Source organism: Aeromonas sp. S41-2 (assembly GCF_027705845.1).
GTDB lineage: Bacteria > Pseudomonadota > Gammaproteobacteria > Enterobacterales > Aeromonadaceae > Aeromonas > Aeromonas hydrophila.
In genome coordinates, this window is the sequence record NZ_JAPDCG010000007.1 from 30,721 (window position 1) to 55,789 (window position 25,069).

Genomic DNA, 25,069 nt, shown 5'->3' on the forward strand with positions numbered 1-25,069 from the left:
GCACAGAGGAAATCGTCATGACTTTTTTTACCGATAAGCAAACCAATCTCTCCCGCCGCAACCTGCTCAAGGGGCTGGGCGCCTGCGCCGCCCTGCCGCTGCTGGCCGGCATCTTCCCGAAGAGCGCGCTGGCCCAGGCCATCAGCACGGCGCTTGAACAGTTCCCGACCTTGGTGCCGGCCCAAAAAGGCATCCTGACTGGCGCCCACTGGGGGGCTTTCGAGGCCATCGTCGAAGAGGGCCGCATGGTACGGGTCCAGCCAGTGGCCGATGATCCGGCCCCCAACGATCTGATCGACATGGCGCCGTTCCAGGTCCACGCCAAGAACCGCATCAAGTACCCCATGGTGCGCAAGAGCTGGCTGGAACATGGCCCGGGGGCCAAGCCCGAACTGCGCGGCGCCGACGAGTGGGTGCGAGTGAGCTGGGAGAAGGCCATCGCCCTGGTGGCCGGCGAGATAGGACGGGTGCAGAGTGACTTCGGCCCTCAGGCGATACACGCCGGTTCCTACGGCTGGAAGAGCGTCGGCATGTTCCACAACAGCCGTACCCTGCTGCACCGCCTGATGAACCTGGCGGGCGGCTTCACCGGCTATGCCGGCGACTACTCCGCCGGCGCCGCCCAGGTGATCATGTCCCACGTGATGGGCTCCATCGAGGTGTATGAGCAGCAGACCGCCTGGCCCAACGTCATCGAGCACGCCGAACTGGTGGTGCTGTGGGGGGTCAACGCCCAGGTCACCCTGAAGAACAGCTGGAACATGCCGGATCACGAGGGTCAGGCTGGTTTCAAGGCGCTCAAGGAGAAGGGCACCCGCATCATCAGCATCGACCCGGTCTACAACGAAACCGCCAAGCTGGCAGGGGCCGAGTGGATTGCGCCGAACGCCTATACCGACGTGGCCATGATGCTGGGGGTAGCCCACACCCTCTACAGCGAGCAGAAGCACGATCAGGCCTTCCTCGACCGCTACACCACCGGCTTCGACAAGTTCCTCGCTTATCTGCTCGGCCAGGAAGACGGCCAGCCGAAGAGCGCCGAGTGGGCGAGCACCATCTGCGGCATCGATGCCAAGGTGATCCGCCAGCTGGCCCTCGACATGGCGTCCAAGCGCACTATGATCATGGCGGGCTGGGGCATGCAGCGTCAGCAGCACGGTGAGCAGCCCAACTGGATGCTGGTCACCCTGGCCGCCATGCTGGGCCAGATTGGCCTGCCGGGTGGCGGTTACGGCTTCAGCTACCACTACTCTTCCGGTGGCAGCCCCACCGCCAAGGGCGGCATCCTGGCGGGCATCTCCGCCGGCAATGCGCCGAAGAACGGGCCGGCGCCGATCCCGGTGGCCCGCATCGCCGACTGTCTGGCTAACCCCGGCAAGACCATCGACTTCAACGGCCGCAAGGTGACCTACCCGGACATCAAGCTGGTCTACGTGGCGGGCGGCAACCCCTTCCACCACCACCAGGACACCAACAACCTGGTCAAGGCATGGCGCAAGCCGCAGACCGTGATCGTGCACGAGCCCTACTGGACCGCCACCGCCAAGCACGCCGACATCGTCCTGCCGGCCACCACCAGCTACGAGCGCAACGATCTGGAGATGGGCGGCGACTACTCCCAGCGCTACGTCTTCCCGATGCACCAGTGCGTGCCGCCCCAGTTCGAGGCGCGCAACGACTTCGACATCTTCCGCGACGTGGCCGCCAAGCTGGGCCTGCAGGAGCAGTACACCGAAGGCAAGGACGAGATGCTGTGGCTCAAGCAGATGTACGACGGCATGGCCGCCCAGGCCCGTGGCGCCCGGGTGGCGCTGCCGCCGTTCAACATGTTCTGGGAGTCCAACAACTACATCCGCTTCCCGGTGCCCGAGGCAAACCGCCAGTGGATCCGTCACGCCGATTTTCGTGAGAACCCGCTGCTCAACCCGCTCGGTACCCCGTCCGGCAAGATCGAGATCTTCTCTAGCACAGTGGCCAGCATGGGTTATGCCGACTGCGCCGGCCATCCCAAGTGGTATGAGCCCAAGGAGTGGATCAAGAGCAAGGAGGCGACCCGCTATCCGCTGTCGCTCAACACCTCCCACCCAACCCAGCGGCTGCACTCCCAGCTCGACAACACCCCGCTGCGGGACAAGTTTGCCGTCGCCGATCGCGAGGCGATCCTGATCCACCCGGACGACGCCAAGGCGCGCGGCATCCAGGATGGCGATCTGGTACGGGCCTTCAACGACCGTGGCCAGATCCTGGTGGGGGCCCTGCTCTCGACCGACATCCGCCCGGGGGTGGTGCGGGTCTGCGAAGGGGCCTGGTTCGATCCGGCCAAACCGGGCGAGGCGGGGAGCCTGTGCAAGAACGGCAACGTCAACTGCCTCACCTTCGACGAAGGCACCTCCAGCCTGGCGCAGGGCAACTGCGGTCACATGGCCCAGCTGCAGATCGAGAAGTATCAGGGCCCGGCCCCGGTCAACACCGCCCACGCGGTGCCGGCCAACGCCTGAGCAGAGGACTGAGCAACAAAAACGGCGCCATCAAGGCGCCGTTTTCTTATCTCGGTTTGGGGTGTGGCTCAGAATCAGAAGTCACCCTCAACCATCTACTCTTCCGGACACTCCAACCGCCTTGCAGCCAGAGCGCGGATAAGGTGGCTTAGAAGTCTCCTTCCACCATGTACTCTTCCGCACACTCCACCAGCTGAGGCCAGAGTTCTTCCGGCACCCAGGCATCCGGGTCATCTTCATCCCCGTCGTACTGGCTCCAGAAATAGCGGCGCAGGCCGGAGGCGAAGTCATCGCTCAGCTCGGCCAGCTCGGAGAGCGGCCCCAGCCAGGCGATACGGCGCAGGCCGGAGGCGAGATCGTTGATGGCGTCCATCAGGCCGCGATCGTCGAAGCTCTGCTCCACCAGCAGGGTGAAGCGCTCGCGCGCCCGCTCGGTCTGATCCTCATCCAGCTCGCCCACGTCGGCCAGCAGGTCGACGAAATCTTCCAGCAGGAAGGCAATCAGGCTGTCGCGATCCTCAAACCACTGGATCTGGGCCCCCTTGGTGCCCAGCACGGAGGCATCGAACGAATCGTCGAGGTGACACAGTGCCCATGGATCATCAGTCATGGTTCTCTTCCTCAGGCTAAAACAGGTGCCATATCTTATGCCTAGCTCTCTACTCTTGCCACCTTGGGCAGCGAGAGAGAAGCCGCCAGCCCGCCCAGCTCGGCGCGTCCCATGATGAGGCTGCCGCGATAGGCTTCCGCCAGATCGGAGACGATGTTGAGGCCCAGACCCGAACCCGGCACCTTCTCGTCGAGCCGCACCCCGCGCAGCACCGCCTTGGCGATCTGATCCTCGCTCATGCCGGGGCCGTCATCCTCGATGCGCAGGGTGATCCAGCCCCCCAGCTCGGCGCTGGAGATGCGCAGCCGGCCGGCCGACCACTTGAAGGCGTTCTCCAGCAGGTTGCCCACCATCTCGTCGAAGTCCTGCTCCTCCACCCCGACCGCCAGGGTGGCCGGCACCTGCAGGTCCACTTCCCGGCGCGGATAGAGGCGGGAGAAGGCGCGACAGATATACTCCACCCGCGCCCGCACCGGGGTCGACACCCCGAGGATCTTGGCGGCGCCGGTCACCCGCGCCTTGCCGAGGTGGTAATCGATGTGGCGCTGGATCTGATCGAGCTGCTCGCCGAGAGCGGCCTGATCTTCCGCCGGCAGCTGGGCCACCTGATTGCGCATGATGCTGAGCGGCGTCTTGAGGGCGTGGGCCAGGTTGCCGGTGTGGGAGCGGGCCCGCTGCAACAGCTCGCCATAGTGGTGCAGCAGCCGGTTGATGTCCTCCACCAGCGGCTGGATCTCCAGCGGATAGCGCAGCCGGAACCCCTCCTGATGGCCCTGATGGACCCGGCTCAGCTCGCGGCGCAACAGGTGCAGCGGCCGCAGACCGTAGACGATCTGGAACATGAAGCCGAGCACCAGCCCGGTCGCGGCAAAGCCGAGGCCGAGGAACAGGCTGATGCGGGTCTTCTTCAGGGTCTGGGTCAGGGCGCTGCTGTCCTTGGCCATCACCAGGGTGAACACCCGATCCGAACCGGGCAGCAGCACGGTGCGGGTCATGATCAGCAGCGGCTCCTTGTTGGGCCCCTTGCCGACGAAGAGATCCGGATCGCCGAAGGCCGACTTCAGGCCGTGCACGTCGAGGTGCACATCCCACAGGGAGCGGGAGCGGCTGACCACGCTATCCCCCAGCTCCAGCTGCCAGTAGTAACCGGAGTAGGGCTGGCGAAAGCGGGGATCGGCCATGGGTTCGGTGACCACCGGCAGGCCATCCGGCTGGATCTCGAGGCGGGAGAGCAGATCGTAGAGCTGCAGGCGCAGGCCGTCGGCCTCCGCCTCCTGCCAGTAGTTGCGCATCATGGTCTGCAGGCTGAAGCCGGTGGCGAACAGGAACAGGCCACACCAGACCATGGCGATGACCACCAGCCGCCCCCGCAGGGTACGCACCAGCCTCATTCAGCCGCTCCGGCGCAAGAGGGCATCAAGTACCGGCTCATTCGTTGATCCGGTAGCCAAGGCCGCGCACCGTCTCGATGAGATCGGAGTGGGTCTTCTTGCGGATCCGGCCGATGAACACCTCTACCGTGTTGGAGTCGCGGTCGAAATCCTGGGCGTAGATGTGGTCTATCAGCTCGCTGCGCGACACCACCTTGCCCCTGTGCTGCATCAGATAGCCGAGCACCCGGAACTCGTGGGCGGTCAGCTTGATGGGGGTACCTTCGTACCACACCTGGGACGCCGCCATATCGAGCCGCACCCCGCCGATCTCCAGGATCGAGCTGGCGTTGCCCGCCGCGCGGCGCACCAGGGCATGGACCCGGGCCACCAGCTCGGCCACCTGGAACGGCTTGGTGAGGTAGTCGTCGGCCCCGGCGTTGAGCCCCTCGATCTTCTCGTGCAGCTGGCCACGGGCGGTCAGCACCAGTACCGGGGTGTCGATCCCCTTGCTGCGCCACTCCTTCAGCACGCTCAGGCCGTCGCGGCCCGGCAGACCGAGATCCAGAATGATGGCGTCGTAGGGCTCGGTCTCGCCGAGAAAACCGGCCTCGTTGCCGTCGTGGCAGAGGTCGGTCACGAAACCGGACAGGCGCAGCTGTTCCGCCAGCTGGCCCGCCAGGGTCTTCTCATCTTCAACTATCAGAATTCGCATAAATGGGTATCCAAAGCAGGGTTGTGCCGGTACCGGCGGCGGTTGGGGAACGAACCGGGTGGCGGCGCGTTCGCGGACTCACTCCATCACTCCTCTTCCGGGGGCGGACGCGGTTCGAACAGCCGCTCCAGATGATGGCCCTTGAGCCACACCATCTCCAGGTTGTCGGCCCGATAGCCCACCTTGATGACGCTGTTCTCGCTGTCGATCAGCTTGAGTTCGTACAGCCAGATGCCGTCCTCCTCCCCCAGATCGACCCGCAGCACCCGTACCGGCAGGCGGGAAGCCACCTCCATCACCTCATGAAAGGGGCGCACCCGTCCCTCGCTGACCGCCTGCTGCAGCAAGGCCTCGTTCGGCGTGGCCGCCTGTGCCAGTGCCGGCAGCAGCAACCCAAGCAGAGACAGGGCTCTATTCATGGATGATTCATCTCCCAAAACCTAACATAATGCCGTTTATAGTCTGCCAGCCATGAATCCGGAATGAATATGATCCGACGCAGTTTCCTGCTGATCCTTTGCCTCTTCTCCACCCTCGGCTGGGCGGCCGAGAGCCGTCTCGACATGGCCGGGCTGGTCAAACTGCTGGTGGCCCAAGGGTATCACGACATTCGGGAAGTGGAGCTGGAAGGGGACAAATTCGAGGTGGAAACCCTGGATGCCCAGGGACAACGGGTACGACTCCTGGTGGACGCCCATACGGGTGACATCAAAAAAGAGGCCGACTAGGCCTCTTTTTTATTGCGGGTTGTCGGGGCGGCGCACTACCGGCCTCATGCCTCCCTCAGTTTCTGCGGCCGAAGCCGGTGCCAGGGACGCAGCAGCTTGTCGCGGCGCGGCACCAGCAGGACGCAGGCCAGCAGCAGATAGATGAGCGGCTCCTGCCAGCCGCTCTTGAGCGACCACCAGTAGTGCATCGGCACCAGCAGGGCCACCGCGTAGATCCAGTTGTGCAGCTTCTGCCAGGCCGGCCCCATGCGCCGCAGCAGGGCCGGGATCGAGGTGAGACTGAGCGCCAGCAGCAACAGCAACGCCACCATCCCCACCACTATGTAGCTGCGCTTGACCAGCTCGCCGCCAATCAGCCCCCAGTCGAACTGCAGATCCAGCCCCAGCCAGACCATAAAGTGCAGACCAGCCCAGGCCGCGCACCAGAGCCCGAGCGGGCGGCGCAGCTTGATGAGCTGCCCCTGCCGCCAGCGTTTGGCCAGCGGCGACACCAGCAGGGTGAGCAGCAGCAGGTTGAGCGCCCCCTTGCCGAGATAGTGAGTCAGCCCCTGCACCGGATCCCCTCCCAGCAGGCCGCCGGGCACGGCCACCAGCAGCCAGAGCAGAAACCCCAGCGAGGCGAGGTGTACCAGCGCCCGCAGCAGGGTGATGTGACGCGCCGTCAGTCGCAGAGTCATGGTGTCAGCTCCTCTCGTCTCAATACCACTTGCGCAGATCCATGCCCTGATAGAGGGACGCCACCTCGTCGGCATAGCCATTGAATAGCAGGGTCGGCTGGCGCTTGGCCCCGAAGATGCCCCCCTCGCCGATGAAGCGCTCGCTGGCCTGACTCCAGCGCGGGTGATCCACCGCCGGATTGACGTTGGCGTAGAAGCCGTATTCGTTGGGGGCCAGCAGGTTCCAGGTGGTGGGCGGCATCTCCTCCACCAGCCGGATGGAGACGATGCTCTTGATGCTCTTGAAGCCGTACTTCCAGGGCACTACCAGCCGGATCGGCGCGCCGTTCTGGGCCGGCAGCGCCTTGCCGTAGAGCCCCATCGCCAGGAAGGAGAGCGGGTGCATCGCCTCGTCGATGCGCAGCCCCTCGACATAGGGGTAGTCGATGCCGCCACCGAGGGAACGCGACGCCTGTCCCGGCAGCTGCTCCGGATCATAGAGAGTCTCGAAGGCCACGAACTTGGCGCGGCTGGTAGGCTCGGCCCGGCGGATCAGATCCGCCAGCGCGATGCCGCTCCAGGGCAGCACCATGGACCAAGCCTCCACGCAGCGCAGCCGGTAGATGCGCTCCTCCAGCGTGCTCTTGTTGATGAGATCCCACACATCCAGGGTAAACGGCTTGGCCACCTCCCCTTCCACCTTCAGGGTCCAGGGCTCGGGCTTGAGGTAGTGGCCGTTGCGGGCCGGATCCCCCTTGTCGGTGCCGAGCTCGTAGAAGTTGTTGTGGGTGGTGGCCTTCTCCTCCGGCGTGAGGATCAGCCCCTCCGGTCGGGCGGCGGCGTGGATGTTGAGCGCCCGGGTCGCGACCGGCGTCGGCTTGTCGCCAGAGAAGAGATCGAGCACCCCGGCCTGGGTCGGAAACGCCAGAGTGGCGGCGCCGAGCCCCAGCCCTTTCAGGATCAGGCGGCGATCCTGATAGACGGCTTCCGGCGTGACATCCTGTTCGGTGAGGTGGTGGGCAGAACGGCGCTTGAGCAACATGGAAAAACTCCCGGGGCGATGAGGGTAACAATCATAAGACCCGCCCCGGTCGAGTTTTATTTCACGGAAAATTACATGAATTGATAGAGGGGCAGTGCCTTGGCCATGGTTCCGACCAGAAACAGCACTACGAACACCAGCAGGGGAACGATCACATTTGGCACCATCAGACTCACTCCATGAGCAGGACAGGGCCTCTAACTATGGAGCAGGGGCCAGTGCCTCACCATGAAATATTTTCGCGAGCGCAAGCGTATTCCTGAGTTGAAATGAGTGATGCAGATCACACACAATCCCGCCCCTGCTTGCCGCCCCTCTTGCGCGGGGTAGGCTCCCTTTTTTCCGAATTTCACTACTGAAGAGTCACGCCATGAGCCCATTGATCGCCATCGCCATCACGACCGGGATCCTCTCCGCCGTCTGGGGCTGGGTCGCCGTTACCCTCGGCCTCATCTCCTGGGTCGGCTTCCTCGGCTGCACCAGCTATTTTGCCTCCAGCGGCGGCTACAAGGCGCTGCTGCAGACCCTGCTGTGCAATGCCAGCGGCATGCTGTGGGCCCTGCTGCTGATCCATGGCGACGCCTGGTGGGGCGCCGGCGTGGCGGGCTACCTGATGACCGGGGTGGTGGCCACCCTGATGTGCGCGCAGGCCAAGCAGCAGTGGCTCGGCTACATTCCCGGCACCTTCGCCGGCTGCTGCGCCACCTTCGGCGCGGCGGGCGAGTGGCGGCTGATCCTGCCGTCGCTGGTGATTGGTGCGCTGTTCGGCTACCTGATGAAGGCGAGCGGCCTCTGGCTCTCCCACAAAACCCAGAAAACCCAGGCCACCGCTGGCGTCACCGACCCGGCCTGATCCCGGCGATGTGACCGATCCGGTCTGAAACAAGAGGGGCGGTCCGTCATCGACGGGCCGCCCCTCTGTCATTTATCCCTTCGACTTGAAGTTCGCGGCTTCGATGCCGTGCCGATTCAACAGCTTGTAGAAATCGGTGCGGTTTCTGCCCGCCATGTTGGCCGCCAGGGTGACATTGCCCTCGGTGGTGCGCAGCAGCCGGATCAGATACTCCTTCTCGAACTCGGCCCGCGCCTCGTTGAACGAGGGGATGCCACCACTGCCGCCGCTCAGCGCCGACTCCACCATGGCGGCGCCGATCACCGGGCTGCAGCAGAGGCTGGCCAGCTGCTCCACCACGCTGCAGAGCTGGCGCACGTTGCCGGGCCAACCCGCCGCCGCCAGCAGGGCCAGCGCCTCCGGCGAGAAGCCGAGGGCGGCGCAGTCGCCGTGACGGCTGCGATAGTCATCCAGCGCCTGCCTGGCCAGCAGCGGAATGTCTTCGCTGCGGGCGCTCAAGGGGGGCAAGGTGATGTTGGCCACGTTGAGCCGATAGAAGAGATCCTCCCGAAAGCGCCCCTCCTCCATCGCCGCCACCAGATCCTGATGGCTGGAGCTGATCACCCGCACCTCGGGCGTGCCCTGGCCGTACTCCTGCAGCACCTGCAGCAGCTTGGCCTGCAGCGATTCCGACAGGTCCCCTATCTCGTCGAGAAACAGGGTCGCTCCCTTGGCCTGCTCAAACAGGCCGGACTGGCCATCCTCGCCGAACAGCTGCAGATCCAGCGCCGCCCACGGCAGCGCGGCACAGTTGATGACGTGCAGTGGCTTGTCACGCCGGCTGCTGGCCTGGTGCAGCGCCTGGGTCATGACGCCCTTGCCGGAACCGGAAGGACCCATGATCAGCACGGGCACCTCCATGGCGGCGATGCTGCCAGCCTGGATCAGCAACTGCTCCATCTGCGGGTTGCGGGTCAGGATCAGCGACTGCCAATCCTGCCGCTGCTTTGGGCGCGTCAGGCTCAACGCGTGTTCTATGGTGGCGAACAGCTCATCCTTGTCGATGGGCTTGGTGAGAAAGCTGAACACCCCGGAGCGGGTGGCCTGAATGGCATCGGGAATGGTGCCGTGGGCGGTCATGATGATGACCGGCAGCCCCAGCCACTGGGACTGGATCCGCTCGAACAGCGCCAGCCCGTCCATGCCGGCCATGCGCAGATCGCTCAACACCAGATCGGCCCGTTGCTGGCGCAGCCGGTCCAGCGCCCCTTCGGCACTGTCGGCGGTATCCACCTCATAGCCCTGGCTGCGCAGGCGCATGCTCATCAGCTTGAGCAGGCTGGCATCGTCATCGACCAGCAGGATGCGACTCATTTCAGCGCCTCGCCATTGCCGTTCAGCCTGCGCTGATTGAGTTGATCATCGATGGCGGAGAGTTGCTCGATCTGGCGGCGCAGACGCTGCACCTCCTGACTCTGATCATCGCGCCGGCTGTCGCGAGCCAGCAGCTCCTCGCCGAGGGCTATCCAGCTGCGCAGGAAAGCCTGAGCATCCAGCCCGAGCTCCGGCAGCAGGCTCTTGAGCTTGTCCAGACCAGCCCGCCGGCTGGCCACCGACTCGGACGGGTGGGTGTTGACCATGGCCAGGCTGACCCGGCTCTCGATATCGGTCGCCCCCTTGAGGCGCTGGCGCTCCTGGGCCCGCTGCTGGGCATGGCTGGCCAGCAGCCAGTCCGAGTATTGCAGGCGCACCTGCATCTCCTTGTTGGCAAACTCCATCCGTTTGGCGAGGGCGAGATCCGGCGACGCCGCCGGGTCACGCGCTGGCAGCAGGGAACAGCCTGTGAGCAGGCTCATCATCAATACCGGAACAACACATTGTTTCATCTTGGGCTTCACTTCAACGTCAACCGGAAACAGACATCCGCCTGTTCATCTTCAACCAATACCAACTCGCCGCCAAGGCTCATCGCCGATTCCCGGGCGATGGAGAGCCCCATTCCGGAGCCTTTCAGCAGCCCCTGGCGCACAATACTGCCCTGCTCGAAGGGCTCGAAGATCCGCTCCCGCTCGGCCAGCGGAATCGCAGGCCCTTCGTTGGCCACCTCCAGCCAGCTGCCGTTGCCATCCTGCCCGGCGCGGATCCATATCTGCCCGCCGCTGGCGCCGTAGCTGACCGCATTGGAGAACAGATTATCGAGGATCAGCCGCAAGCGATATGGCTCGGCCTGCAGGGTGATCGGATCGGTCGGCAAGTGTACACTGATTTGTTTGGATTCCAGCGCCAGCCGGTACTCTGCAGACAATTCTGACAGCAGGGGCGCCAGCGCCACCGGGGTCAGGGTGAACACCTCCTGCTGGCTGAGCCGGTTGAAGTCGAGCAGCCGTTCGATCAGGGTCTGCAGCCGGCGGCTGTTCTCCTCCAGCATCTGGCAGATCTCCTGCTGATCCGGGGTGAGCGGCCCTACAAGCTGCTCGGAGAGCAGATCCGCACCTTCCCGCAGCACCGCCAGCGGGGTCTTCAGCTCGTGGGAAACGTGGCGCAGGAACTGGTATTTCTGCTGCTCCAGCTCCTTCAATTTATCGTGCAACCAGACGATCCGCTCCCCCAGCAATACCAGTTCGGCCGGCCCGTCCACCGGGCGTTTGTCCGGTTCCACGCCGGCACCCAGACTCAAGATCCGCGACTCAATCTGACGCACCGGGTGGATGATCAGATAGGTAAACAGCAGCACCAGCAGCAGGCTGAGCACCGCCACGAAACCGCTGACCCACCAGATCTCCGTCATCAGGGCGGCAATGGTCGCCCGCACCCGGCTGACATGCTCATCTACCTGGCTGCGAGTGATAATCTCAAGCTGCTGATTAACCTGATTAAATTCATCAAATTTGGGGCTGTTTGACTCGGCCTTGGCACGGGCGAGATCCTGCAGGCTGTCGAGCCAGGCGAGCGCCTGCTCAAGGCCCGTGTAAGCCTCGGCATCCGGGATGGAACTCTGGTGAGCGGCCAGCAGGCTGCGATAACTCGCCAGCTGTTGCTGATAACTAGCCAGGATGCGCTCATCCCCCAGTACCGCATAGCGACGAAGAGTACGTTCAAGATCAATGGCTTGGGTGGTCAGCAGCGTCGCTCGACGGGTGTCGCGCACCGCCCGTTCCAGCTCGTCGCTGGTCAACTGGCTGAGGTGTTCGAGGGACTGGCTGTCGTGCCAGATCATGCCGCCCAGAGGCATCAACACCAGAACGAACCCCATCAATACCACTTGCAGCAGGGAGCGTGGGCGTACCTTGGTCATCTTGGACTATCTCAATTCAGCAGGGGTGGGTCAGCATATCTGCACTCCCCCAAAAAGCAAAACCGGCCAGAGGGCCGGTTCATGCTGCAGCTTGGGCATCACGCCAAACCGACGGATGCCACACAGATAATCAGGATCATGGCCAACGCGCCAGATGCGGTCAGCAGTGCCCATTTCAGTTCCACGCTCATGCAAACCTCCTTTCTTGCCAAGATGATAGAGCCTGATCACAACAGACAAACCGATGTTAATGCATAGTTAACCCGATAACCGTGAGCTGTGTATGAATTTCAGATGAGCCCCATCCAAGGACCGGTGACATGTTCTATCTGTGTAGCATTGGATCGAATCTTGACCCCCATCAGCACGTCAGTCAGGCGGTCGGCGAGCTGCTCGTTCACTTTGGCCGCCTGCAGCTGAGCTCGGTGATCCAGACCAAGCCGGTCGGGATGCACTCCAGCCATGATTTCCTCAACTGCCTGTTCGTCGCCGAGAGCGAACTGGCACCGCACCAGCTCAAGGCACACTTCGTCGCCATGGAGCTGGCCCACGGCCGGGATCGCAGCGATCCGCGCTGCAAGGTGCTGGACCGGCCGCTGGACATCGACATTCTGGCCAGCAGCCAGAGCGATGACTTCTCCACCGCCCGGGTCGATGCCTATCTCGACGAACTGCTGGCGGAGCTCTATGGCCGTGGCCAGGTGCATGATCGCAAGGTGACCCTGCCGCTGCACACCCGCTTGATGGCGGGCAAGGTGATCGAGGAGCGCCAGGTCGGCCTCGCCCCCATCGCCCTGCAGCAGGAGATGGCGACCCCGGCCGCGCTCCTGCGCTGACCCCTAGATGACGGCCAGACTGCGGCCGCCATCCACCCGGATGCTGGCCCCGGTCATGTAGTCGTTCTGCATCAACAGCTGAACCGCCTGCCAGATGGGCTCCAGCCCCCCTTCCCGCGCCAGCGGCGTCTTCGCCAGCACCTGCTGACGCCATGCCTCGCCATGCTCGTCGAGAAACAGGATGGGGCCCGGCTCTATGGTGTTGACCCGAACGGCCGGTGCCAGCTCGCGGGCAAAGCTCATGGCCAGCGAGTGGGCTCCCGCCTTGGTGGCCACATAGCTGGCAAACTGGGGCGCCGGCGCGTGGATGTAGATGTCGGTGATGTGGATGATGCCGGCATTGGCGTTGTGCGCCAGCTGGGGCGCCAGCGCGCGGTTTAGCTGGAAGGGGGCAGCCATGTGCACCCGATAGAACTGATCAAACTGGGCCAGCTGCGCCGCCGGATCCGCCGCCTGCGGCTCAAACGCCGAGGCGTTGTGGATCACCAGCGCCAGATCCTGATGGACCGCCAGCGCCTCGATCAGCGTGCCGACCTCCTCCTCGCGCGCGAAATCCGCCTGCACCAGCTCGACCCCCAGCGCCCGCAGTCGCGCCAACTCGGGTCGTTCGCTGCGATAGCTGCCCGTCACCTGCCAACCCGCCGCCACCAGCTGTTCGCACAGATAGAAACCAAGCCGGCGGCCACACCCTGTCACCAATGCACGCATACCCTCTCCTTGATTGTCCGGCCGGGGGATACCTATCGATCCCCACGGCACAAGCCATTGGCCGTGACCGCCACCCGGCGGGCATAGTGGCGCCATTGCCACCTTACGGAGCCACTTCCATGTTACAGATCCGCGATCACATGAGCCGTTCGAACCACTCCCTCACCCCGCAGCTCGGCCTGGCCGAGGCGCTGGACCGGCTGCATGACTCAGGCTTGAGCGGCCTGCCAGTGCTGGACCCGCAGCAGCGGCTGATCGGTTTTCTCTCCGAGCAGGATTGCATCCCGAGCCTGCTCACCGGCAGCTATCACTGCGACACCCGCACCCGGGTCGAGGACCTGATGAGCCGGACACCGCTCTCGGTCAGCCCGGATGACAGCATACTGGATCTGGCTCGCCAGATGACCGAGGCCAGGCCCAAGGTCTATCCGGTGCTGGAGGGGAACCGGGTTGTCGGCATCATCAGCCGCCGACAGGTCATGCAGGCCCTCAACGCCCAGATGAAGGGCTGCCTGCCCACCTAGATCTGGTAGCGCCCCTTGTCGCCGATATCGAAGTGCAGCGGCATGCGCCACTTGGCCAGGGAGAGCAGACAGAGCAGCAACCCGCACACCAGCGCCACCAGGGCGGCGGCCCAGCCGATGCCGGCCAGCTCCAGCAGCCACAACAGGGGCAGCAGCAAGGGGACCGCCCTGATCCCCGGAATGGCGAAGCAGAACTGCTCCTTGAAGGCCAGCCCCGCCAGCGTGGCCAACGCCGCCCCCAGCACCAGCACATCCGGCGCCCCGCTCGCACTGAGCAGCAGGGCGCCCCAGCCCAGCCCCTGCAGCACAAAGCGAATGCGCTTGTCATAGACATGCAGGCATAACCCGCATACCCCGCTGGCCACGGCCAGCGCCACCAGCCAGCTCGCCGGCGCCAAAAAATCCTGCCCGAGCAGCAGGCTTGCCCCTCGACACAGCAGCAGCAAGGCTGCCAGACTCAAGCCAAGGCGATAGAGGCAGACCGACACTCTGTCGATGCCGTCCAGCTCGCTTTCAATTTCAGGGTTTGCCATCGGCGGTCGCCTCTGTTGCAGGTAGGGGCCAATATACTTGAATTATGCCCGCGAGCGATTCCCTATTCCGTGCAGGAGATGTGGTTTGCGAAGATTCATTCTGCTCTGCCTGTTGTTCCCCCTCTGGCTGCAGGCCAAAGAGTTGATCATCGGTGGCACCCTGGAGCCGCCGCTGAAGTATCTGGATGCACAGGGCGTTCCCCATGGTCTGGACGTGGACGTGGTCAGCACCATCTTCGGCAAGCTGCGCATTCCCATCCGCATCGAGCTGACCGACTCTGGCGCCCGGCTGACCCGCAACGCCGAAACCGGGGTGTACGACCTGGTGATGACCCACTCCTACAAGCCGGAGCGGGAGCGCTATCTGCTCTACCCGCAGCAGGCCCACCTGCGCCACAGCTGGCACTTCTTCGTGCGCAAGGCCGACCTGCTGAAGATCCGCTACGACACGCTGGCGGACCTCAAACCCTGGCGCATCGGCATCACCAAGGATTTCTCCTATACCCCGGAGCTGACCGCCGCCCTCGCCGACCCGGCCTATCACTTCCAGGAGATCCCCATCAACCAGCTGCAACTGCGCAAGCTGATCGCCGGGCGTATCGACGTGGTGCCCATGCCGCTGGTCACCGCTTTCGCCCAGATCAAGGAGGAGGGGCTGGAGGGCAAACTCGATTACCTTCCCAAGCCGCTCAAGGCCAGCCCTTACTACACCGTCTGGACCAAGGCCAGGGCCGATGCCACTACCCCGGCCCTGATGGCGGCCTACGACGCCGAGCTGCTGCGCATGAAGCGCGACGGCCGGCTCAAGGCCATCTACGACCAGTACGGCATCCCCTATATCGAGCCCTGATCCCGACCGTCAGGGCTGAACGCCTCGCAATATCCGGCACTGCAGTGAAATCCGGGTTTCGCATGTGAAATGGATCTCCCGCGTCCCTCAGTCCTTAAGGCTTCACATCTCGCAAGATCGGGTTTTGCAGCGAGATTAACGTCTCGGTGGACTGGATCTCGTCGATGGTCTGGATCTTGTGGATCAGCACCGTCTGCAACTCGTCGATGGAGCGGGTCATCACCTTCATGAAGATGCTGTAGTGGCCCGTGGTGTAGTAGGCCTCCACCACTTCGTCCAGCGCCTGCAGCTTGGCCAGCGCCGAGGGGTAATCCTTGGCGCTCTTCAGATTGATGCCGATGAAGCAGCAGACGTCGTAGCCCAGCTTCTTGGGGTTCACCTGCACCCGCGTTCCCTCGATGATGCCCGCCTGCTTCATCTTTTCCACCCGCACATGGATGGTGCCCGGGCTGACCAGCAGTTGTTTGGCAAGCTCGGCATAGGGAATGCGCGCATTCTCCATCAGGGCGGTGAGGATGGCCTGATCGAGATTATCGATCCGATAATTTTCCGGCACTTTTTTGCACTCCCTTTGATGATTCATCATTAATTACCGGTGTATTTTGAAGAAAAAAACACACAAAACCTATTTCTATTATCGAATATTGAATTTAGTTGGCAATCTGTTGAAGAATCCTCACATCCAACGGGTTCAAGACAGGTATTCAGCATGAAACAGCACTACATTCGCAGCCAGCAACAGATCAGCTTCGTCAAAGAGATGTTCTCCCGCCAACTCGCCCAGCAACTGGGTCTGATGGAGGTGCAAGCCCCCATCCTGAGCCGGGTCGGTGATGGCACTCAAGACAACCTCTCTGGCCACGAGAATGCGGTGCAGGTCAAGGTGAAGACCCTGCCGGAGCACAGCTACGAAGTGGTCCATTCACTGGCCAAATGGAAGCGCCAGACCCTGGGTCGCTTCGGTTTCGGCCCGGGCGAAGGCATCTACACCCACATGAAGGCGCTGCGTCCGGACGAGGATCGCCTCACCCCCATCCACTCCGTCTACGTGGATCAGTGGGACTGGGAGAAGGTGATGCCGAGCGAGCGCCGCGATCTGGCCTACCTGCAGGAAACCGTGCGCGGCATCTGGGCCGCCATCAAGGCTACCGAGCGCGCGGTCTGTGCCGAGCACGAGCTGACCCCCTTCCTGCCGGCCGAGATCCAGTTCCTGCACAGCGAAGAGCTGCTGACCCGCTACCCGGACCTCGATGCCAAGGGGCGCGAGCGGGCCATCGCCAAGGAGCTGGGTGCCGTGTTCCTGATCGGTATCGGCGGTGCCCTCTCCCACGGCGAGCGCCACGACGTGCGTGCCCCGGACTACGACGACTGGAGCAGCCACAGCGAGCTGGGACTGGCCGGTCTGAACGGTGACATCCTGGTGTGGAACCCGGTACTGCAAGACAGCTTCGAGATCTCCTCCATGGGGATCCGGGTCGACGCCGAGGCGCTGCGCCGTCAGCTGGCCATCACCGGCGACGAAGATCGCCTGCAGTACGACTGGCACCAGGATCTGCTGGCCGCACGGATGCCGCAAACCATCGGCGGCGGCATCGGCCAATCCCGTCTGGCCATGCTGCTGCTGCAAAAAGAGCACATCGGCCAGGTCCAGGTCGGCGTCTGGCCGGCCGAGATGAAAGCCGCCGTGCAAGGCATGCTGTAACGAATGAAGGTCATGCCGGCGTCATCGCCGCCGGCATGGCAACAGGCAGGTGGCCATCGGGGTTGAGCGAGCGCATCCCCGGCAGGCTGTAAGAGGCGAGGCCAGCAGTGGCCGCGCTTCGCAATCGGGGGCTTGCCCCTGCGACCCGCTCAACCCACGTCAGGTCGCTTCACTACATTCCTCCCGGCAATCTTCGGATTGCCGTTTTTTTACACCGAAAACCTGTGCTCAAAACCTGCCCCGATCTGGCACTGGCGCGGCAACCCCGCCTTTCTGCTGCCAGTGCAGTGGCAGGCAAACAACTGATCCACCGCCTCTTCCTGCAGATAGGCACCGAGCGCCACCGCCCGCTGTGGGCCGGAAAACTTCAGGTGCAGGCCACCGATGACGGCGTGGATCCGCTCGTCACTACACACCTCCTTGGCCCGCTCGATGATGTTCTCGACCCCGGCGTGACCGCAGCCGATAAAGACGATAAGCCCCTGCTCGCTCTTGTAGGCCAGCGCCGAGTCGTCGCTGATGAGGTCTTTCTCCACCCGCCCACCCCGCACTATGTAGCCGAGCAGCGAAGGCGCTGCCCGGTCGCGCCGCACAATGCTGCCGAGGAACACCAGACGATCCGAGAGCCACACCGGCTCGGCCGAGCAGTGGGGGAGCAAGCCTTTGGCCGGCAGATCCTCCCGAGCCAGCTCCCCCGACAGGCGATAGAGGTTGCGCCGCCAGAAGGGCAGCGACAGGAAGTAGCCCCGCTCGCAGAACACATCCGGACAGGCGATGAGCGGGATGGGTCTTGGATAGGCAGGCAGCGAGCCGACCCCGCCCACGTGGTCGTAATGACCGTGGGAGAGCACCACATGGGTGAGCGAGGCGAGATCGATCCCCATCACGGCGGCGTTGTGGCACAGCGCCCGGCCACGGCCGCTGTCGAACAGCACCCTGAGGCCGTCACACTCCAGCAGCAACGCCAACCCTCGCTCGGGCAGACAGCCAGGCAGATGAACGTCGTCATCCACCAGCACGGAAAACTTCAGCATCTCGCTCCCCCTGAAAACAAAACGCAGGCACGAGGCCTGCGTTTTTCATCGACAATCCCGTTACTGGGTCATGGTGAGGCCGTTGCTGTCGGCCCCCAGCACCAGTTTTTTGCCCGGCACGATACGGCCGGAGAGCAGCGCCTGCGCCAGCGGGTTCTCCACCTTGTGCTGGATCGCCCGCTTGAGGGGACGCGCCCCGTAGACGGGATCGAACCCGGCGTGCACCAGCTTCTCGAGCAGCGCCTCGCTCACCTCCACCTCGTAACCCTGGGCCTCCAGTCGACCCATCAGGCTCTTGAGCTGGATGCGGGCGATGGACTTGATGTGCTCCTCGCCGAGCGGATGGAACACCACGGTCTCGTCGATCCGGTTGATGAACTCCGGCCGGAAGCTGCGGGTCAGCACCTCCATCAGCATGCCCTTCATCTCGTCGTAATCCTTCTCGGAGTGGTGCTCCTGAATGAGATCCGACCCGAGGTTGGAGGTCATGATCACCACCGAGTTGCGAAAATCGACGGTACGACCCTGACCATCGGTCAGGCGGCCATCGTCCAGCACCTGCAGCAGGATGTTGAACACGTCAGGGTGTGCCTTCTCCACTTCATCCAGCAGGATCACCGAGTAGGGGCGACGGCGTACCGCCTCGGTCAGATAACCGCCCTCCTCGTAACCCACGTATCCCGGAGGTGCCCCCACCAGACGGGCCACGCTGTGTTTCTCCATGAACTCCGACATGTCGATCCGCACCATGGCGTCCTGGGTATCGAACAGGAACTCGGCCAGCGCCTTGCACAGCTCGGTCTTGCCCACCCCGGTGGGCCCCAGGAACAGGAAGGAGCCGATGGGGCGGTTCGGATCGGACAGCCCGGCACGGGAGCGGCGAATGGCGTTGGAAACCGCCTCGACCGCCTCCTCCTGGCCGATCACCCGGCTGTGCAGCTGATCTTCCATCCGCAGCAGCTTGTCGCGCTCCCCTTCCAGCATGCGGGCTACCGGAATGCCGGTCCAGCGGGCCAAGACATCGGCGATCTCCACATCGGTGACCCGGTTGCGCAGCAGGCTGGTCTCCTGCATCTCGGCCTGGGTGGCGAGATCCAGCTGTTTCTCCAGCTCCGGAATGCGGCCGTACTGCAGCTCGGACATGCGGCCCAGGTCGCCTGCGCGGCGCGCCACGTCGAGATCCTGACGGGCCTGCTCGAGGGCCGCCTTGATGTGCTGGGTGCCGGCGAGGGCGGCCTTCTCGGCCTTCCACACCTCATCCAGCTCGTTGTATTCCCGATCTTTTTCGCTGATTTCCTGATTGATCAGCTCGAGCCGTTTGCGGCTGGCGTCATCATCCTCCTTCATCAGCGCCTGCTGCTCCAGCTTGAGCTGGATGATGCGCCGCTCGAGCCGGTCGAGGGACTCGGGCTTGGAGTCGATCTGCAGCCGGATGCTGGCCGCCGCCTCGTCGATGAGGTCGATGGCCTTGTCCGGCAGCTGGCGATCCGCGATGTAGCGGTGCGACAGCTGGGCCGCAGCCACAATGGCGGGGTCGGTGATCTGCACGTGGTGGTGCAGTTCGTAACGCTCCTTCAGGCCGCGCAGGATGGCGATGGTGTCCTCCACGCTCGGCTCCTCCACCAGCACCTTCTGGAAACGGCGCTCCAGCGCGGCATCCTTCTCGATGTACTGGCGGTACTCATCCAGGGTGGTGGCACCGACGCAGTGCAGGTCGCCACGAGCCAGCGCCGGTTTGAGCATGTTGCCCGCATCCATGGCGCCCTCACCCTTGCCGGCGCCGACCATGGTGTGCAGTTCGTCGATGAAGAGGATGACGTTGCCCTCCTCCTTGGCCAGATCGTTGAGCACGGCCTTGAGCCGCTCTTCGAACTCGCCGCGATACTTGGCACCGGCCACCAGCGCCCCCATGTCGAGCGACAGCACCCGCTTGTTCTTCAGCCCCTCCGGCACCTCGCCATTGATGATGCGCTGGGCCAGCCCTTCGACGATGGCGGTCTTGCCGACGCCGGGGGCACCGATCAGCACCGGGTTGTTCTTGGTGCGGCGTTGCAGCACCTGGATGGTGCGGCGGATCTCGTCATCCCGGCCGATCACCGGGTCGAGCTTGCCGATCTCGGCCCGCTCGGTCAGATCGATGGTGTATTTCTCCAGCGCCTGGCGATTCTCCTCGGCGTTGGCATCTTCCACCTTCTTGCCGCCACGCACCTTGTCGATGGCCGCTTCTAGTTTCTCCTTGGTCAACCCCTGGGCACGCAGCAGCTCGCCCAGCGTCCCCTTCTCGTCGAGGGCCGCCAGCACGAACAGTTCGGATGAGATGAACTGATCCTTGCGCTGCTGAGCCAGCTTGTCGCAGACGTTCAGCAGCCGGCCGAGGCCGTTGGAGAGCTGCACGTCCCCTTCCACGCCGCTGACGCGCGGCAGGCGATCCAGCTCCTCGCCGAGACGCGAGCGCAGGGAATTGATGTCCATCCCGGTCAGGGTGAGCAGCGGACGGATGGAGCCGCCATCCTGATTGACCAGGGCGGTCATCAGGTGAACGGGTTCGATGAATTGGTGGTCACGACCCAGTGCCAAAGACTGGGCATCGGAAATAGCAATCTGGAATTTGCTGGTCAGGCGATCGAGGCGCATTGCACTCCCCCTTTCAAGACAGACGCCGCTTGCGCGGCAAACAACATAACTTTCTGAGATGAAAGATGAGGCCCGTACGGACTATTTCAAGGGGCGGAGCTGGTTATTTTTTCTGCAAATCGGAAAGCCGGCAGGATCCCCGCCCGGCAAGAAGCAGGGCGGGGAGCGTCGTCAGGGCGCCAGCCAGATAATCGAGGCCATGCGACCGGTCTGGCCATTGCGACGACATGGGCAGTAGCACTGCTCGCTGTATGAGGGAACTTCCCCAGACACTTACTCAGCCAGCCAGATAATCGAGGCCATCCGACCGGTCTGGCCGTTGCGACGATAAGAGTAGAACTGCTCGCTGTCGCTGAAGGTGCAGTATTCGCCACCATAGACGGCGGTGACACCGGCGCGTGCTAGGCGCAGCCGGGCCAGCTGGTAGATATCCGCCAGCCATTTCCCTTCGTTGGGCGAAGGGATGAAGGCAGCCACCGCCTCGGCCTGCTCGGCCATAAAGGCCTCGCGCACCTCACCACCCACTTCAAACGCAGTGGGGCCGATGGCCGGGCCAAGCCAGGCCAGGATCTCGCCCGGCTCGCAGCCCATGGCGGCGATACTCGCCTCCAGCACGCCACCCTGCAGCCCGCGCCAGCCGGCGTGAGCGGCGGCCACCACGGTGCCGGCCCGATCGCAGAACAACACCGGCAGGCAGTCGGCGGTCATCACGATGCAGGCCTGACCCGCCTCACGGGCGCAGGCGGCATCCGCATCCGGCGCACAGCCGTAGTCGCGGCTGACGGGATGCACCGCGGTACCGTGCACCTGATTGAGCCAGTTGAGCGTGCCGGGGATCCCCGCCGCCTGCTGCAGCCGGGTCCGATTGGCCTCGACCCGTGCCGGCTCGTCCCCCACGTGGGCCCCCAGGTTGAGGCCGGCAAAGACCCCCTCGCTGATACCGCCGTCACGGGTGGTCGACAGGGCGCTGACCTTGGCCGGTGCCGGCCAGTCGGGTTCGATCCATTTCATCTGTGGCTCCTTTCCTTCATATAAAACGGGGCCCCTTGGCTGCAACCAGTCAAGGGGCCCCATATCAGGTCATGCAGGGCGGGTTACGGCAGGAATCGTCGCAGAGCCGCCCTCTTCATCAGTTCCAGACCAGATCGTCCGGATTGGCCAGGGTATCGGCTCGCAGCACTTCCATCAGGTCCAGCATGTCCTGCGGCGTGGGGGAGTGCCATTCCATCACTTCACCCATGATGGGGTGCGCCAGCTTCAGCATGGTGGCATGCAGTGCCTGACGATGGAAGCCACGCAGAGCCTCGGTCAGCTCGGGGGTGGCGTTGCGCAGCAGACGCAGACGGCCACCGTAAGCGGGATCCCCCACCAGCGGGTGCTTGATGTGGGCCATGTGGACACGGATCTGGTGGGTACGACCGGTTTCCAGTCGCAGTCGCAGACGGGTGTGGCCACGGAACTTCTCGTGCACTCGGTAGTGAGTGACGGACTCGCGCCCATTGGGCACCACGGCCATGTGGGTACGCTGGGTCGGGTGACGGCCGATGGGGGCATCGACGGTGCCGCCGGCGGTCATGTGACCGATGGCGATGGCTTCGTACTCACGGGTGATCTGGCGCGCCTGCAGCGCTTCCACCAGGTGGGTCTGGGCCGGGATGGTCTTGGCGACCACCATCAGCCCCGTGGTGTCTTTATCCAGACGGTGCACGATACCGGCACGAGGCACCTCGGCGATGGCGGGGTAGCGGTGCAGCAGGGCGTTGAGAATGGTGCCATCCGGCGTGCCGGCGCCCGGATGAACCACCAGACCGGCCGGCTTGTCGATCACCAGAATGTGTTCATCTTCATAGACGATGTTGAGCTCGATGTTCTGGGCATCCCAACGGGTATCATCCGCCAGCTCGACATCCACATGTACCTTCTGCCCGGCCAGCACTTTCTCGCGCGGGGTATTGGCAACCTGACCATCCAGGGTCACTCTGTCCTGTAAAATCCACTCCTTGATGCGGGTGCGGGAGTAGTCTGGAAACAATTCGGCCAGGGCCTGGTCGAGTCGCTGCCCGAATTGGTGATCCTGGAATTCGCCTGTCAGTTCAATATGCTGGCTCATGTATGGTCTCTTGAGCGGGGGGTATCAATTCGAAATAATCCGGGTATTCTAGCTTTTCTTTTAGCCAAGCATAACGGATACTTTGCCAATTTCGTGGAAATGGACCGGATGTTGTTGATGGGAAAGAAGTCTCACCTGCTGATGTCGCTCGCCTTGGTCGCTACCTTGATCACAGGCTGTTCCAGCACCAAACCCAAGGTACCGGACGAACCGCCGGAGACCCTGTACCAGAAAGCACGCCTCAAGCTGGATGCCGGTAACTACCTGAATGCTATCGAGTTACTGGAAGCTTTGGACTCGCGCTATCCTTTCGGCGCCTACTCCAATCAGGTTCAGCTCGACCTCATTTACGCCTACTACAAGCAGGATGATACTGCCCAGGCGATCGCCAATATCGACCGTTTTATCCGCCTCAATCCGGCGCATAAAAATATCGACTACGTATTCTACATGCGCGGTCTGACCAACATGGCCGGCGATTACAACTTCTTCCAGGACTTCCTGGGCATCAATCGGGACGACAAAGACCCCTCCTATGCCCGTCAGGCCTTCCAGGACTTCAAGACCCTGTTGCAGAACTATCCCAACAGCGTCTATGCCGCCGATGCCCGTGCCCGCATGATCGGTCTGAAGAACCGGCTTGCCCGTTACGACCTGAGCGTGGCCGAGTACTACGTGAAGCGCGATGCGCTGATTGCCGCCGCCAACCGCGCCAAGCTGATCGTCGAGACCTATCCCGACACGGCCGAAACCGAGAAGGCGCTGGAGATCATGATCAACTCCTACGACAGCCTGAAGATGCCGACCCTGGCCCAGCATGCCCGCGAAGTGCTGGCCAAGAACTACCCGGACAATCGTCTCGGCCGCGGCTGACTCGCAGCAACGCAATGAAAAACCGGAGCCACTGGCTCCGGTTTTTTTATGGGCGCTTTTCATGGATGACATGACCATCAGCCCCTTCCCCCCGTGCCGGCGGCATAGGGAGAGACGGCGCACATCAGCCACGCCGTCATGCCGTGCGTTACTTGGCGACGTTGCCCGCCACGTTGAGCACATCCCAGGTGCGGGAGAAGGGCGGCGCATAGGCAAAGTCCAGCATGCCGAGCTGCTCGGTGGTCACCCCCATGGTGATGGCGACCGCCAGCGCATCGATGCGGTGTACCGCCCCCTTGCGACCGAGGATCTGGCCCCCCAGCAGCCGCTTGCTGCCCGCCTCGTAGACCAGCTTGACGTGAATGTCGGACTGGCCCGGGCAGTAGTTGGTGTGGCACTTGTCCTTGATCACCACGGTGCGGTAATCGATGCCCATCGCCTTGGCTTCCTGCTCGGAGAGGCCGGTACGGCCCGCCTCCAGCCCCAGCACCTTGAGCGCGGCAGAGCCGAGGGTGCCCGGGAACTCCTGCTCGGCCCCCGCCAGGTTCTCGCCCACCATGCGGCCCAGCTTGTTGGCGATGGTGGCGAGCGGCACATAGACCTGCTGCTGCTTCACGGCGTGCCAGACGCTGGCACAGTCACCGGCCGACCAGACGTTGGCCAGCGAACTGCGCCCCTGCCGGTCCACCTTGATGGCGCCGTTGCCGAGCCGCTCGATGCCGGTATCGGCCAGAAACTCGGTGTTGGGTTTGACCCCGGTGCAGACGACCACTATGTCGGCCTCGTACTCGCCATGGCTGGTACGCACGCCGGTCACCCGGCCCTCCCCCAGTAGCGCTTCAACTCGCTCGCCAAGATGGAGAGAGACCCCCTGCTCGCGCAGTTCAGTCTCGATATGCTGGGTGATCTCGCCATCAAACGCGTCGGGGATGACCCGCTCCGCCAGCTCGATGAGGCGCACCTCTTTACCCTGATGCACCAGTGCCTCCACCACCTCCAGCCCGATAAAGCCGGAGCCGATCACCAGGGCACGGCTGTTGGCCTTGTCCTGCACGGCGGCCTTGAGGGCCAACCCGTCGGCCATCCGGCGCAGGCCGAATACCCCCTCCTGCTGAAGGCCGGGGATGGGGGGCATCACTTCGCGGGCGCCGGTGGCGATCATCAGCCGATCGTAACGATCGGTGAAGGTGTCGCCGTTATGTTCGACCTTCAGCGTCTGCGCGGCAGCATCCAGGCCCAGCACCCGATGGCCGGTCTTGACCTCGACCCCCTTGGCGGCGAACTGCTCCGGGGTGAACTCGGCCATGTAGCCGGGCTCCTGAAACTCGTCGCCAACGAAATAGGGCAGACCGCAGGCACCGAAGGAGATCACCTCGGACGCCTCATACACCACTATCTCGGCCTCTTTGGCCAGCCGGCGCGCCTTGGCCGCCGCACTCATGCCGGCGGCTTCGCCACCGATGATCACGATTCTCATACTCGCTCCTTTCCATGCAACGGGGAGGGCATGCCCTCCCCG

The 25,069-nt window shown here is 63.6% G+C and carries 26 protein-coding genes; 8 read left to right on the forward strand and 18 right to left on the reverse strand.

The genetic code is table 11. From position 1 onward, the window contains the following. Window positions 1-17: 17 nt before the first annotated feature. Window positions 18-2,498, forward strand: coding sequence for a trimethylamine-N-oxide reductase TorA (gene torA, locus OKC44_RS16250; protein WP_270814104.1), 2,481 nt, complete (start codon window positions 18-20; stop codon window positions 2,496-2,498). Between the two features lie 148 nt (window positions 2,499-2,646). On the opposite strand, the gene OKC44_RS16255 is transcribed toward torA, so the two are convergent. From OKC44_RS16255 to OKC44_RS16270, 4 genes are all read right to left on the reverse strand, one after another. Beyond that, the gene (locus tag OKC44_RS16255; RefSeq protein ID WP_010635837.1) at window positions 2,647-3,108 is read right to left on the reverse strand and encodes a hypothetical protein; all 462 of its coding nucleotides are present in this window, start codon (window positions 3,106-3,108) and stop codon (window positions 2,647-2,649) included. Window positions 3,109-3,149: 41 nt separating this feature from the next. Beyond that, complete coding sequence (locus OKC44_RS16260; protein WP_270814106.1) at window positions 3,150-4,499, reverse strand: sensor histidine kinase; 1,350 nt, start codon at window positions 4,497-4,499, stop codon at window positions 3,150-3,152. 37 nt (window positions 4,500-4,536) lie between these two features. Further along, entirely contained in the window at window positions 4,537-5,193 is a 657-nt protein-coding gene (locus OKC44_RS16265) for a response regulator transcription factor (RefSeq protein ID WP_011707717.1), read from the reverse strand. An 86-nt stretch (window positions 5,194-5,279) separates the two neighbouring features. Beyond that, window positions 5,280-5,612 (reverse strand): PepSY domain-containing protein, encoded by a 333-nt coding sequence (locus OKC44_RS16270; protein WP_011707718.1) that lies wholly within the window; start codon window positions 5,610-5,612, stop codon window positions 5,280-5,282. Window positions 5,613-5,675: 63 nt separating this feature from the next. Between OKC44_RS16270 and OKC44_RS16275 the strand changes: the two genes are divergently transcribed. Continuing rightward, complete coding sequence (locus OKC44_RS16275) at window positions 5,676-5,921, forward strand: PepSY domain-containing protein (RefSeq protein WP_010635834.1); 246 nt, start codon at window positions 5,676-5,678, stop codon at window positions 5,919-5,921. Between the two features lie 44 nt (window positions 5,922-5,965). On the opposite strand, the gene msrQ is transcribed toward OKC44_RS16275, so the two are convergent. Both msrQ and msrP read right to left on the reverse strand, forming a co-directional pair. Beyond that, entirely contained in the window at window positions 5,966-6,598 is a 633-nt protein-coding gene (gene msrQ / locus OKC44_RS16280) for a protein-methionine-sulfoxide reductase heme-binding subunit MsrQ (RefSeq protein WP_270814107.1), read from the reverse strand. A gap of 19 nt (window positions 6,599-6,617) precedes the next feature. Then, entirely contained in the window at window positions 6,618-7,619 is a 1,002-nt protein-coding gene (gene msrP / locus OKC44_RS16285) for a protein-methionine-sulfoxide reductase catalytic subunit MsrP (protein WP_270814109.1), read from the reverse strand. Window positions 7,620-7,989: 370 nt separating this feature from the next. Between msrP and OKC44_RS16290 the strand changes: the two genes are divergently transcribed. Then, window positions 7,990-8,472, forward strand: coding sequence for a DUF1097 domain-containing protein (locus tag OKC44_RS16290; protein ID WP_270814111.1), 483 nt, complete (start codon window positions 7,990-7,992; stop codon window positions 8,470-8,472). A 72-nt stretch (window positions 8,473-8,544) separates the two neighbouring features. On the opposite strand, the gene OKC44_RS16295 is transcribed toward OKC44_RS16290, so the two are convergent. The 4 genes from OKC44_RS16295 to cydH all read right to left on the reverse strand — a co-directional run bounded on the left by OKC44_RS16295 (window position 8,545) and on the right by cydH (window position 11,937). Then, a complete protein-coding gene (locus OKC44_RS16295; protein WP_011707722.1) occupies window positions 8,545-9,825 on the reverse strand; it encodes a sigma 54-interacting transcriptional regulator in 1,281 nt (426 codons plus the stop codon). Then, the gene (locus OKC44_RS16300; protein ID WP_270814113.1) at window positions 9,822-10,337 is read right to left on the reverse strand and encodes a hypothetical protein; all 516 of its coding nucleotides are present in this window, start codon (window positions 10,335-10,337) and stop codon (window positions 9,822-9,824) included. Before OKC44_RS16300 ends, OKC44_RS16295 begins: the two co-directional genes overlap by 4 nt. A gap of 8 nt (window positions 10,338-10,345) precedes the next feature. Beyond that, a complete protein-coding gene (locus OKC44_RS16305; protein WP_011707724.1) occupies window positions 10,346-11,746 on the reverse strand; it encodes a sensor histidine kinase in 1,401 nt (466 codons plus the stop codon). Between the two features lie 98 nt (window positions 11,747-11,844). Next, window positions 11,845-11,937, reverse strand: a complete 93-nt coding sequence (cydH, locus tag OKC44_RS16310) for a cytochrome bd-I oxidase subunit CydH (RefSeq protein ID WP_017409791.1) — start codon at window positions 11,935-11,937, stop codon at window positions 11,845-11,847. Window positions 11,938-12,066: 129 nt separating this feature from the next. Here cydH and OKC44_RS16315 point away from each other — a divergent pair, with 129 nt between their 5' ends. Continuing rightward, entirely contained in the window at window positions 12,067-12,582 is a 516-nt protein-coding gene (locus OKC44_RS16315; protein WP_011707725.1) for a 2-amino-4-hydroxy-6-hydroxymethyldihydropteridine diphosphokinase, read from the forward strand. Between the two features lie 3 nt (window positions 12,583-12,585). Here the strand turns inward: OKC44_RS16315 and OKC44_RS16320 are convergent, their stop codons facing one another. Continuing rightward, window positions 12,586-13,290, reverse strand: coding sequence for an SDR family oxidoreductase (locus OKC44_RS16320; protein WP_227290517.1), 705 nt, complete (start codon window positions 13,288-13,290; stop codon window positions 12,586-12,588). A gap of 119 nt (window positions 13,291-13,409) precedes the next feature. Here OKC44_RS16320 and OKC44_RS16325 point away from each other — a divergent pair, with 119 nt between their 5' ends. After that, window positions 13,410-13,814 carry a CBS domain-containing protein gene (locus OKC44_RS16325; RefSeq protein WP_017409789.1) on the forward strand — a complete coding sequence of 135 codons (405 nt, stop codon included), beginning with the start codon at window positions 13,410-13,412 and terminating at the stop codon, window positions 13,812-13,814. Here OKC44_RS16325 and OKC44_RS16330 read toward each other — a convergent pair. Further along, window positions 13,811-14,347, reverse strand: coding sequence for a DUF2301 domain-containing membrane protein (locus OKC44_RS16330; RefSeq protein ID WP_041216795.1), 537 nt, complete (start codon window positions 14,345-14,347; stop codon window positions 13,811-13,813). The genes OKC44_RS16325 and OKC44_RS16330 overlap by 4 nt on opposite strands. A gap of 85 nt (window positions 14,348-14,432) precedes the next feature. On the opposite strand from OKC44_RS16330, the gene OKC44_RS16335 reads away from it, so the two are divergent. After that, on the forward strand, window positions 14,433-15,197 hold the full coding sequence (locus tag OKC44_RS16335) for a substrate-binding periplasmic protein (RefSeq protein ID WP_118880195.1): 765 nt from the start codon (window positions 14,433-14,435) through the stop codon (window positions 15,195-15,197). A 94-nt stretch (window positions 15,198-15,291) separates the two neighbouring features. On the opposite strand, the gene asnC is transcribed toward OKC44_RS16335, so the two are convergent. Beyond that, entirely contained in the window at window positions 15,292-15,753 is a 462-nt protein-coding gene (asnC, locus tag OKC44_RS16340; protein ID WP_011707730.1) for a transcriptional regulator AsnC, read from the reverse strand. A 153-nt stretch (window positions 15,754-15,906) separates the two neighbouring features. Here asnC and asnA point away from each other — a divergent pair, with 153 nt between their 5' ends. Continuing rightward, window positions 15,907-16,899 carry an aspartate--ammonia ligase gene (asnA, locus tag OKC44_RS16345; protein WP_016352287.1) on the forward strand — a complete coding sequence of 331 codons (993 nt, stop codon included), beginning with the start codon at window positions 15,907-15,909 and terminating at the stop codon, window positions 16,897-16,899. A 209-nt stretch (window positions 16,900-17,108) separates the two neighbouring features. Here asnA and OKC44_RS16350 read toward each other — a convergent pair whose 3' ends face one another. From OKC44_RS16350 to rluD, 4 genes are all read right to left on the reverse strand, one after another. Next, window positions 17,109-17,933, reverse strand: coding sequence for an MBL fold metallo-hydrolase (locus OKC44_RS16350; RefSeq protein ID WP_270814118.1), 825 nt, complete (start codon window positions 17,931-17,933; stop codon window positions 17,109-17,111). 60 nt (window positions 17,934-17,993) lie between these two features. Further along, window positions 17,994-20,567, reverse strand: coding sequence for an ATP-dependent chaperone ClpB (clpB, locus tag OKC44_RS16355; protein WP_024945187.1), 2,574 nt, complete (start codon window positions 20,565-20,567; stop codon window positions 17,994-17,996). Window positions 20,568-20,840: 273 nt separating this feature from the next. Beyond that, a complete protein-coding gene (pgeF, locus tag OKC44_RS16360; protein WP_270814123.1) occupies window positions 20,841-21,578 on the reverse strand; it encodes a peptidoglycan editing factor PgeF in 738 nt (245 codons plus the stop codon). 118 nt (window positions 21,579-21,696) lie between these two features. After that, window positions 21,697-22,677 (reverse strand): 23S rRNA pseudouridine(1911/1915/1917) synthase RluD, encoded by a 981-nt coding sequence (gene rluD, locus OKC44_RS16365; protein WP_270814126.1) that lies wholly within the window; start codon window positions 22,675-22,677, stop codon window positions 21,697-21,699. 117 nt (window positions 22,678-22,794) lie between these two features. Here rluD and OKC44_RS16370 point away from each other — a divergent pair, with 117 nt between their 5' ends. Next, window positions 22,795-23,550, forward strand: coding sequence for an outer membrane protein assembly factor BamD (locus OKC44_RS16370; protein ID WP_017409782.1), 756 nt, complete (start codon window positions 22,795-22,797; stop codon window positions 23,548-23,550). A 148-nt stretch (window positions 23,551-23,698) separates the two neighbouring features. On the opposite strand, the gene OKC44_RS16375 is transcribed toward OKC44_RS16370, so the two are convergent. Further along, window positions 23,699-25,027 (reverse strand): CoA-disulfide reductase, encoded by a 1,329-nt coding sequence (locus OKC44_RS16375; RefSeq protein ID WP_270814127.1) that lies wholly within the window; start codon window positions 25,025-25,027, stop codon window positions 23,699-23,701. Between the last annotated feature and the right edge of the window lie 42 nt (window positions 25,028-25,069).

Bases quoted from the DNA above. Each gene is read 5' to 3' on its own strand.
- torA (WP_270814104.1), top strand. From the start codon at position 18: ATGACTTTTTTTACCGATAAGCAAACCAATCTCTCCCGCCGCAACCTG.
- OKC44_RS16255 (WP_010635837.1), bottom strand. From the start codon at position 3,108: ATGACTGATGATCCATGGGCACTGTGTCACCTCGACGATTCGTTCGAT.
- OKC44_RS16260 (WP_270814106.1), bottom strand. From the start codon at position 4,499: ATGAGGCTGGTGCGTACCCTGCGGGGGCGGCTGGTGGTCATCGCCATG.
- OKC44_RS16265 (WP_011707717.1), bottom strand. From the start codon at position 5,193: ATGCGAATTCTGATAGTTGAAGATGAGAAGACCCTGGCGGGCCAGCTG.
- OKC44_RS16270 (WP_011707718.1), bottom strand. From the start codon at position 5,612: ATGAATAGAGCCCTGTCTCTGCTTGGGTTGCTGCTGCCGGCACTGGCA.
- OKC44_RS16275 (WP_010635834.1), top strand. From the start codon at position 5,676: ATGAATATGATCCGACGCAGTTTCCTGCTGATCCTTTGCCTCTTCTCC.
- msrQ (WP_270814107.1), bottom strand. From the start codon at position 6,598: ATGACTCTGCGACTGACGGCGCGTCACATCACCCTGCTGCGGGCGCTG.
- msrP (WP_270814109.1), bottom strand. From the start codon at position 7,619: ATGTTGCTCAAGCGCCGTTCTGCCCACCACCTCACCGAACAGGATGTC.
- OKC44_RS16290 (WP_270814111.1), top strand. From the start codon at position 7,990: ATGAGCCCATTGATCGCCATCGCCATCACGACCGGGATCCTCTCCGCC.
- OKC44_RS16295 (WP_011707722.1), bottom strand. From the start codon at position 9,825: ATGAGTCGCATCCTGCTGGTCGATGACGATGCCAGCCTGCTCAAGCTG.
- OKC44_RS16300 (WP_270814113.1), bottom strand. From the start codon at position 10,337: ATGAAACAATGTGTTGTTCCGGTATTGATGATGAGCCTGCTCACAGGC.
- OKC44_RS16305 (WP_011707724.1), bottom strand. From the start codon at position 11,746: ATGACCAAGGTACGCCCACGCTCCCTGCTGCAAGTGGTATTGATGGGG.
- cydH (WP_017409791.1), bottom strand. From the start codon at position 11,937: ATGAGCGTGGAACTGAAATGGGCACTGCTGACCGCATCTGGCGCGTTG.
- OKC44_RS16315 (WP_011707725.1), top strand. From the start codon at position 12,067: ATGTTCTATCTGTGTAGCATTGGATCGAATCTTGACCCCCATCAGCAC.
- OKC44_RS16320 (WP_227290517.1), bottom strand. From the start codon at position 13,290: ATGCGTGCATTGGTGACAGGGTGTGGCCGCCGGCTTGGTTTCTATCTG.
- OKC44_RS16325 (WP_017409789.1), top strand. From the start codon at position 13,410: ATGTTACAGATCCGCGATCACATGAGCCGTTCGAACCACTCCCTCACC.
- OKC44_RS16330 (WP_041216795.1), bottom strand. From the start codon at position 14,347: ATGGCAAACCCTGAAATTGAAAGCGAGCTGGACGGCATCGACAGAGTG.
- asnA (WP_016352287.1), top strand. From the start codon at position 15,907: ATGAAACAGCACTACATTCGCAGCCAGCAACAGATCAGCTTCGTCAAA.
- OKC44_RS16350 (WP_270814118.1), bottom strand. From the start codon at position 17,933: ATGCTGAAGTTTTCCGTGCTGGTGGATGACGACGTTCATCTGCCTGGC.
- clpB (WP_024945187.1), bottom strand. From the start codon at position 20,567: ATGCGCCTCGATCGCCTGACCAGCAAATTCCAGATTGCTATTTCCGAT.
- pgeF (WP_270814123.1), bottom strand. From the start codon at position 21,578: ATGAAATGGATCGAACCCGACTGGCCGGCACCGGCCAAGGTCAGCGCC.
- rluD (WP_270814126.1), bottom strand. From the start codon at position 22,677: ATGAGCCAGCATATTGAACTGACAGGCGAATTCCAGGATCACCAATTC.
- OKC44_RS16370 (WP_017409782.1), top strand. From the start codon at position 22,795: ATGGGAAAGAAGTCTCACCTGCTGATGTCGCTCGCCTTGGTCGCTACC.
- OKC44_RS16375 (WP_270814127.1), bottom strand. From the start codon at position 25,027: ATGAGAATCGTGATCATCGGTGGCGAAGCCGCCGGCATGAGTGCGGCG.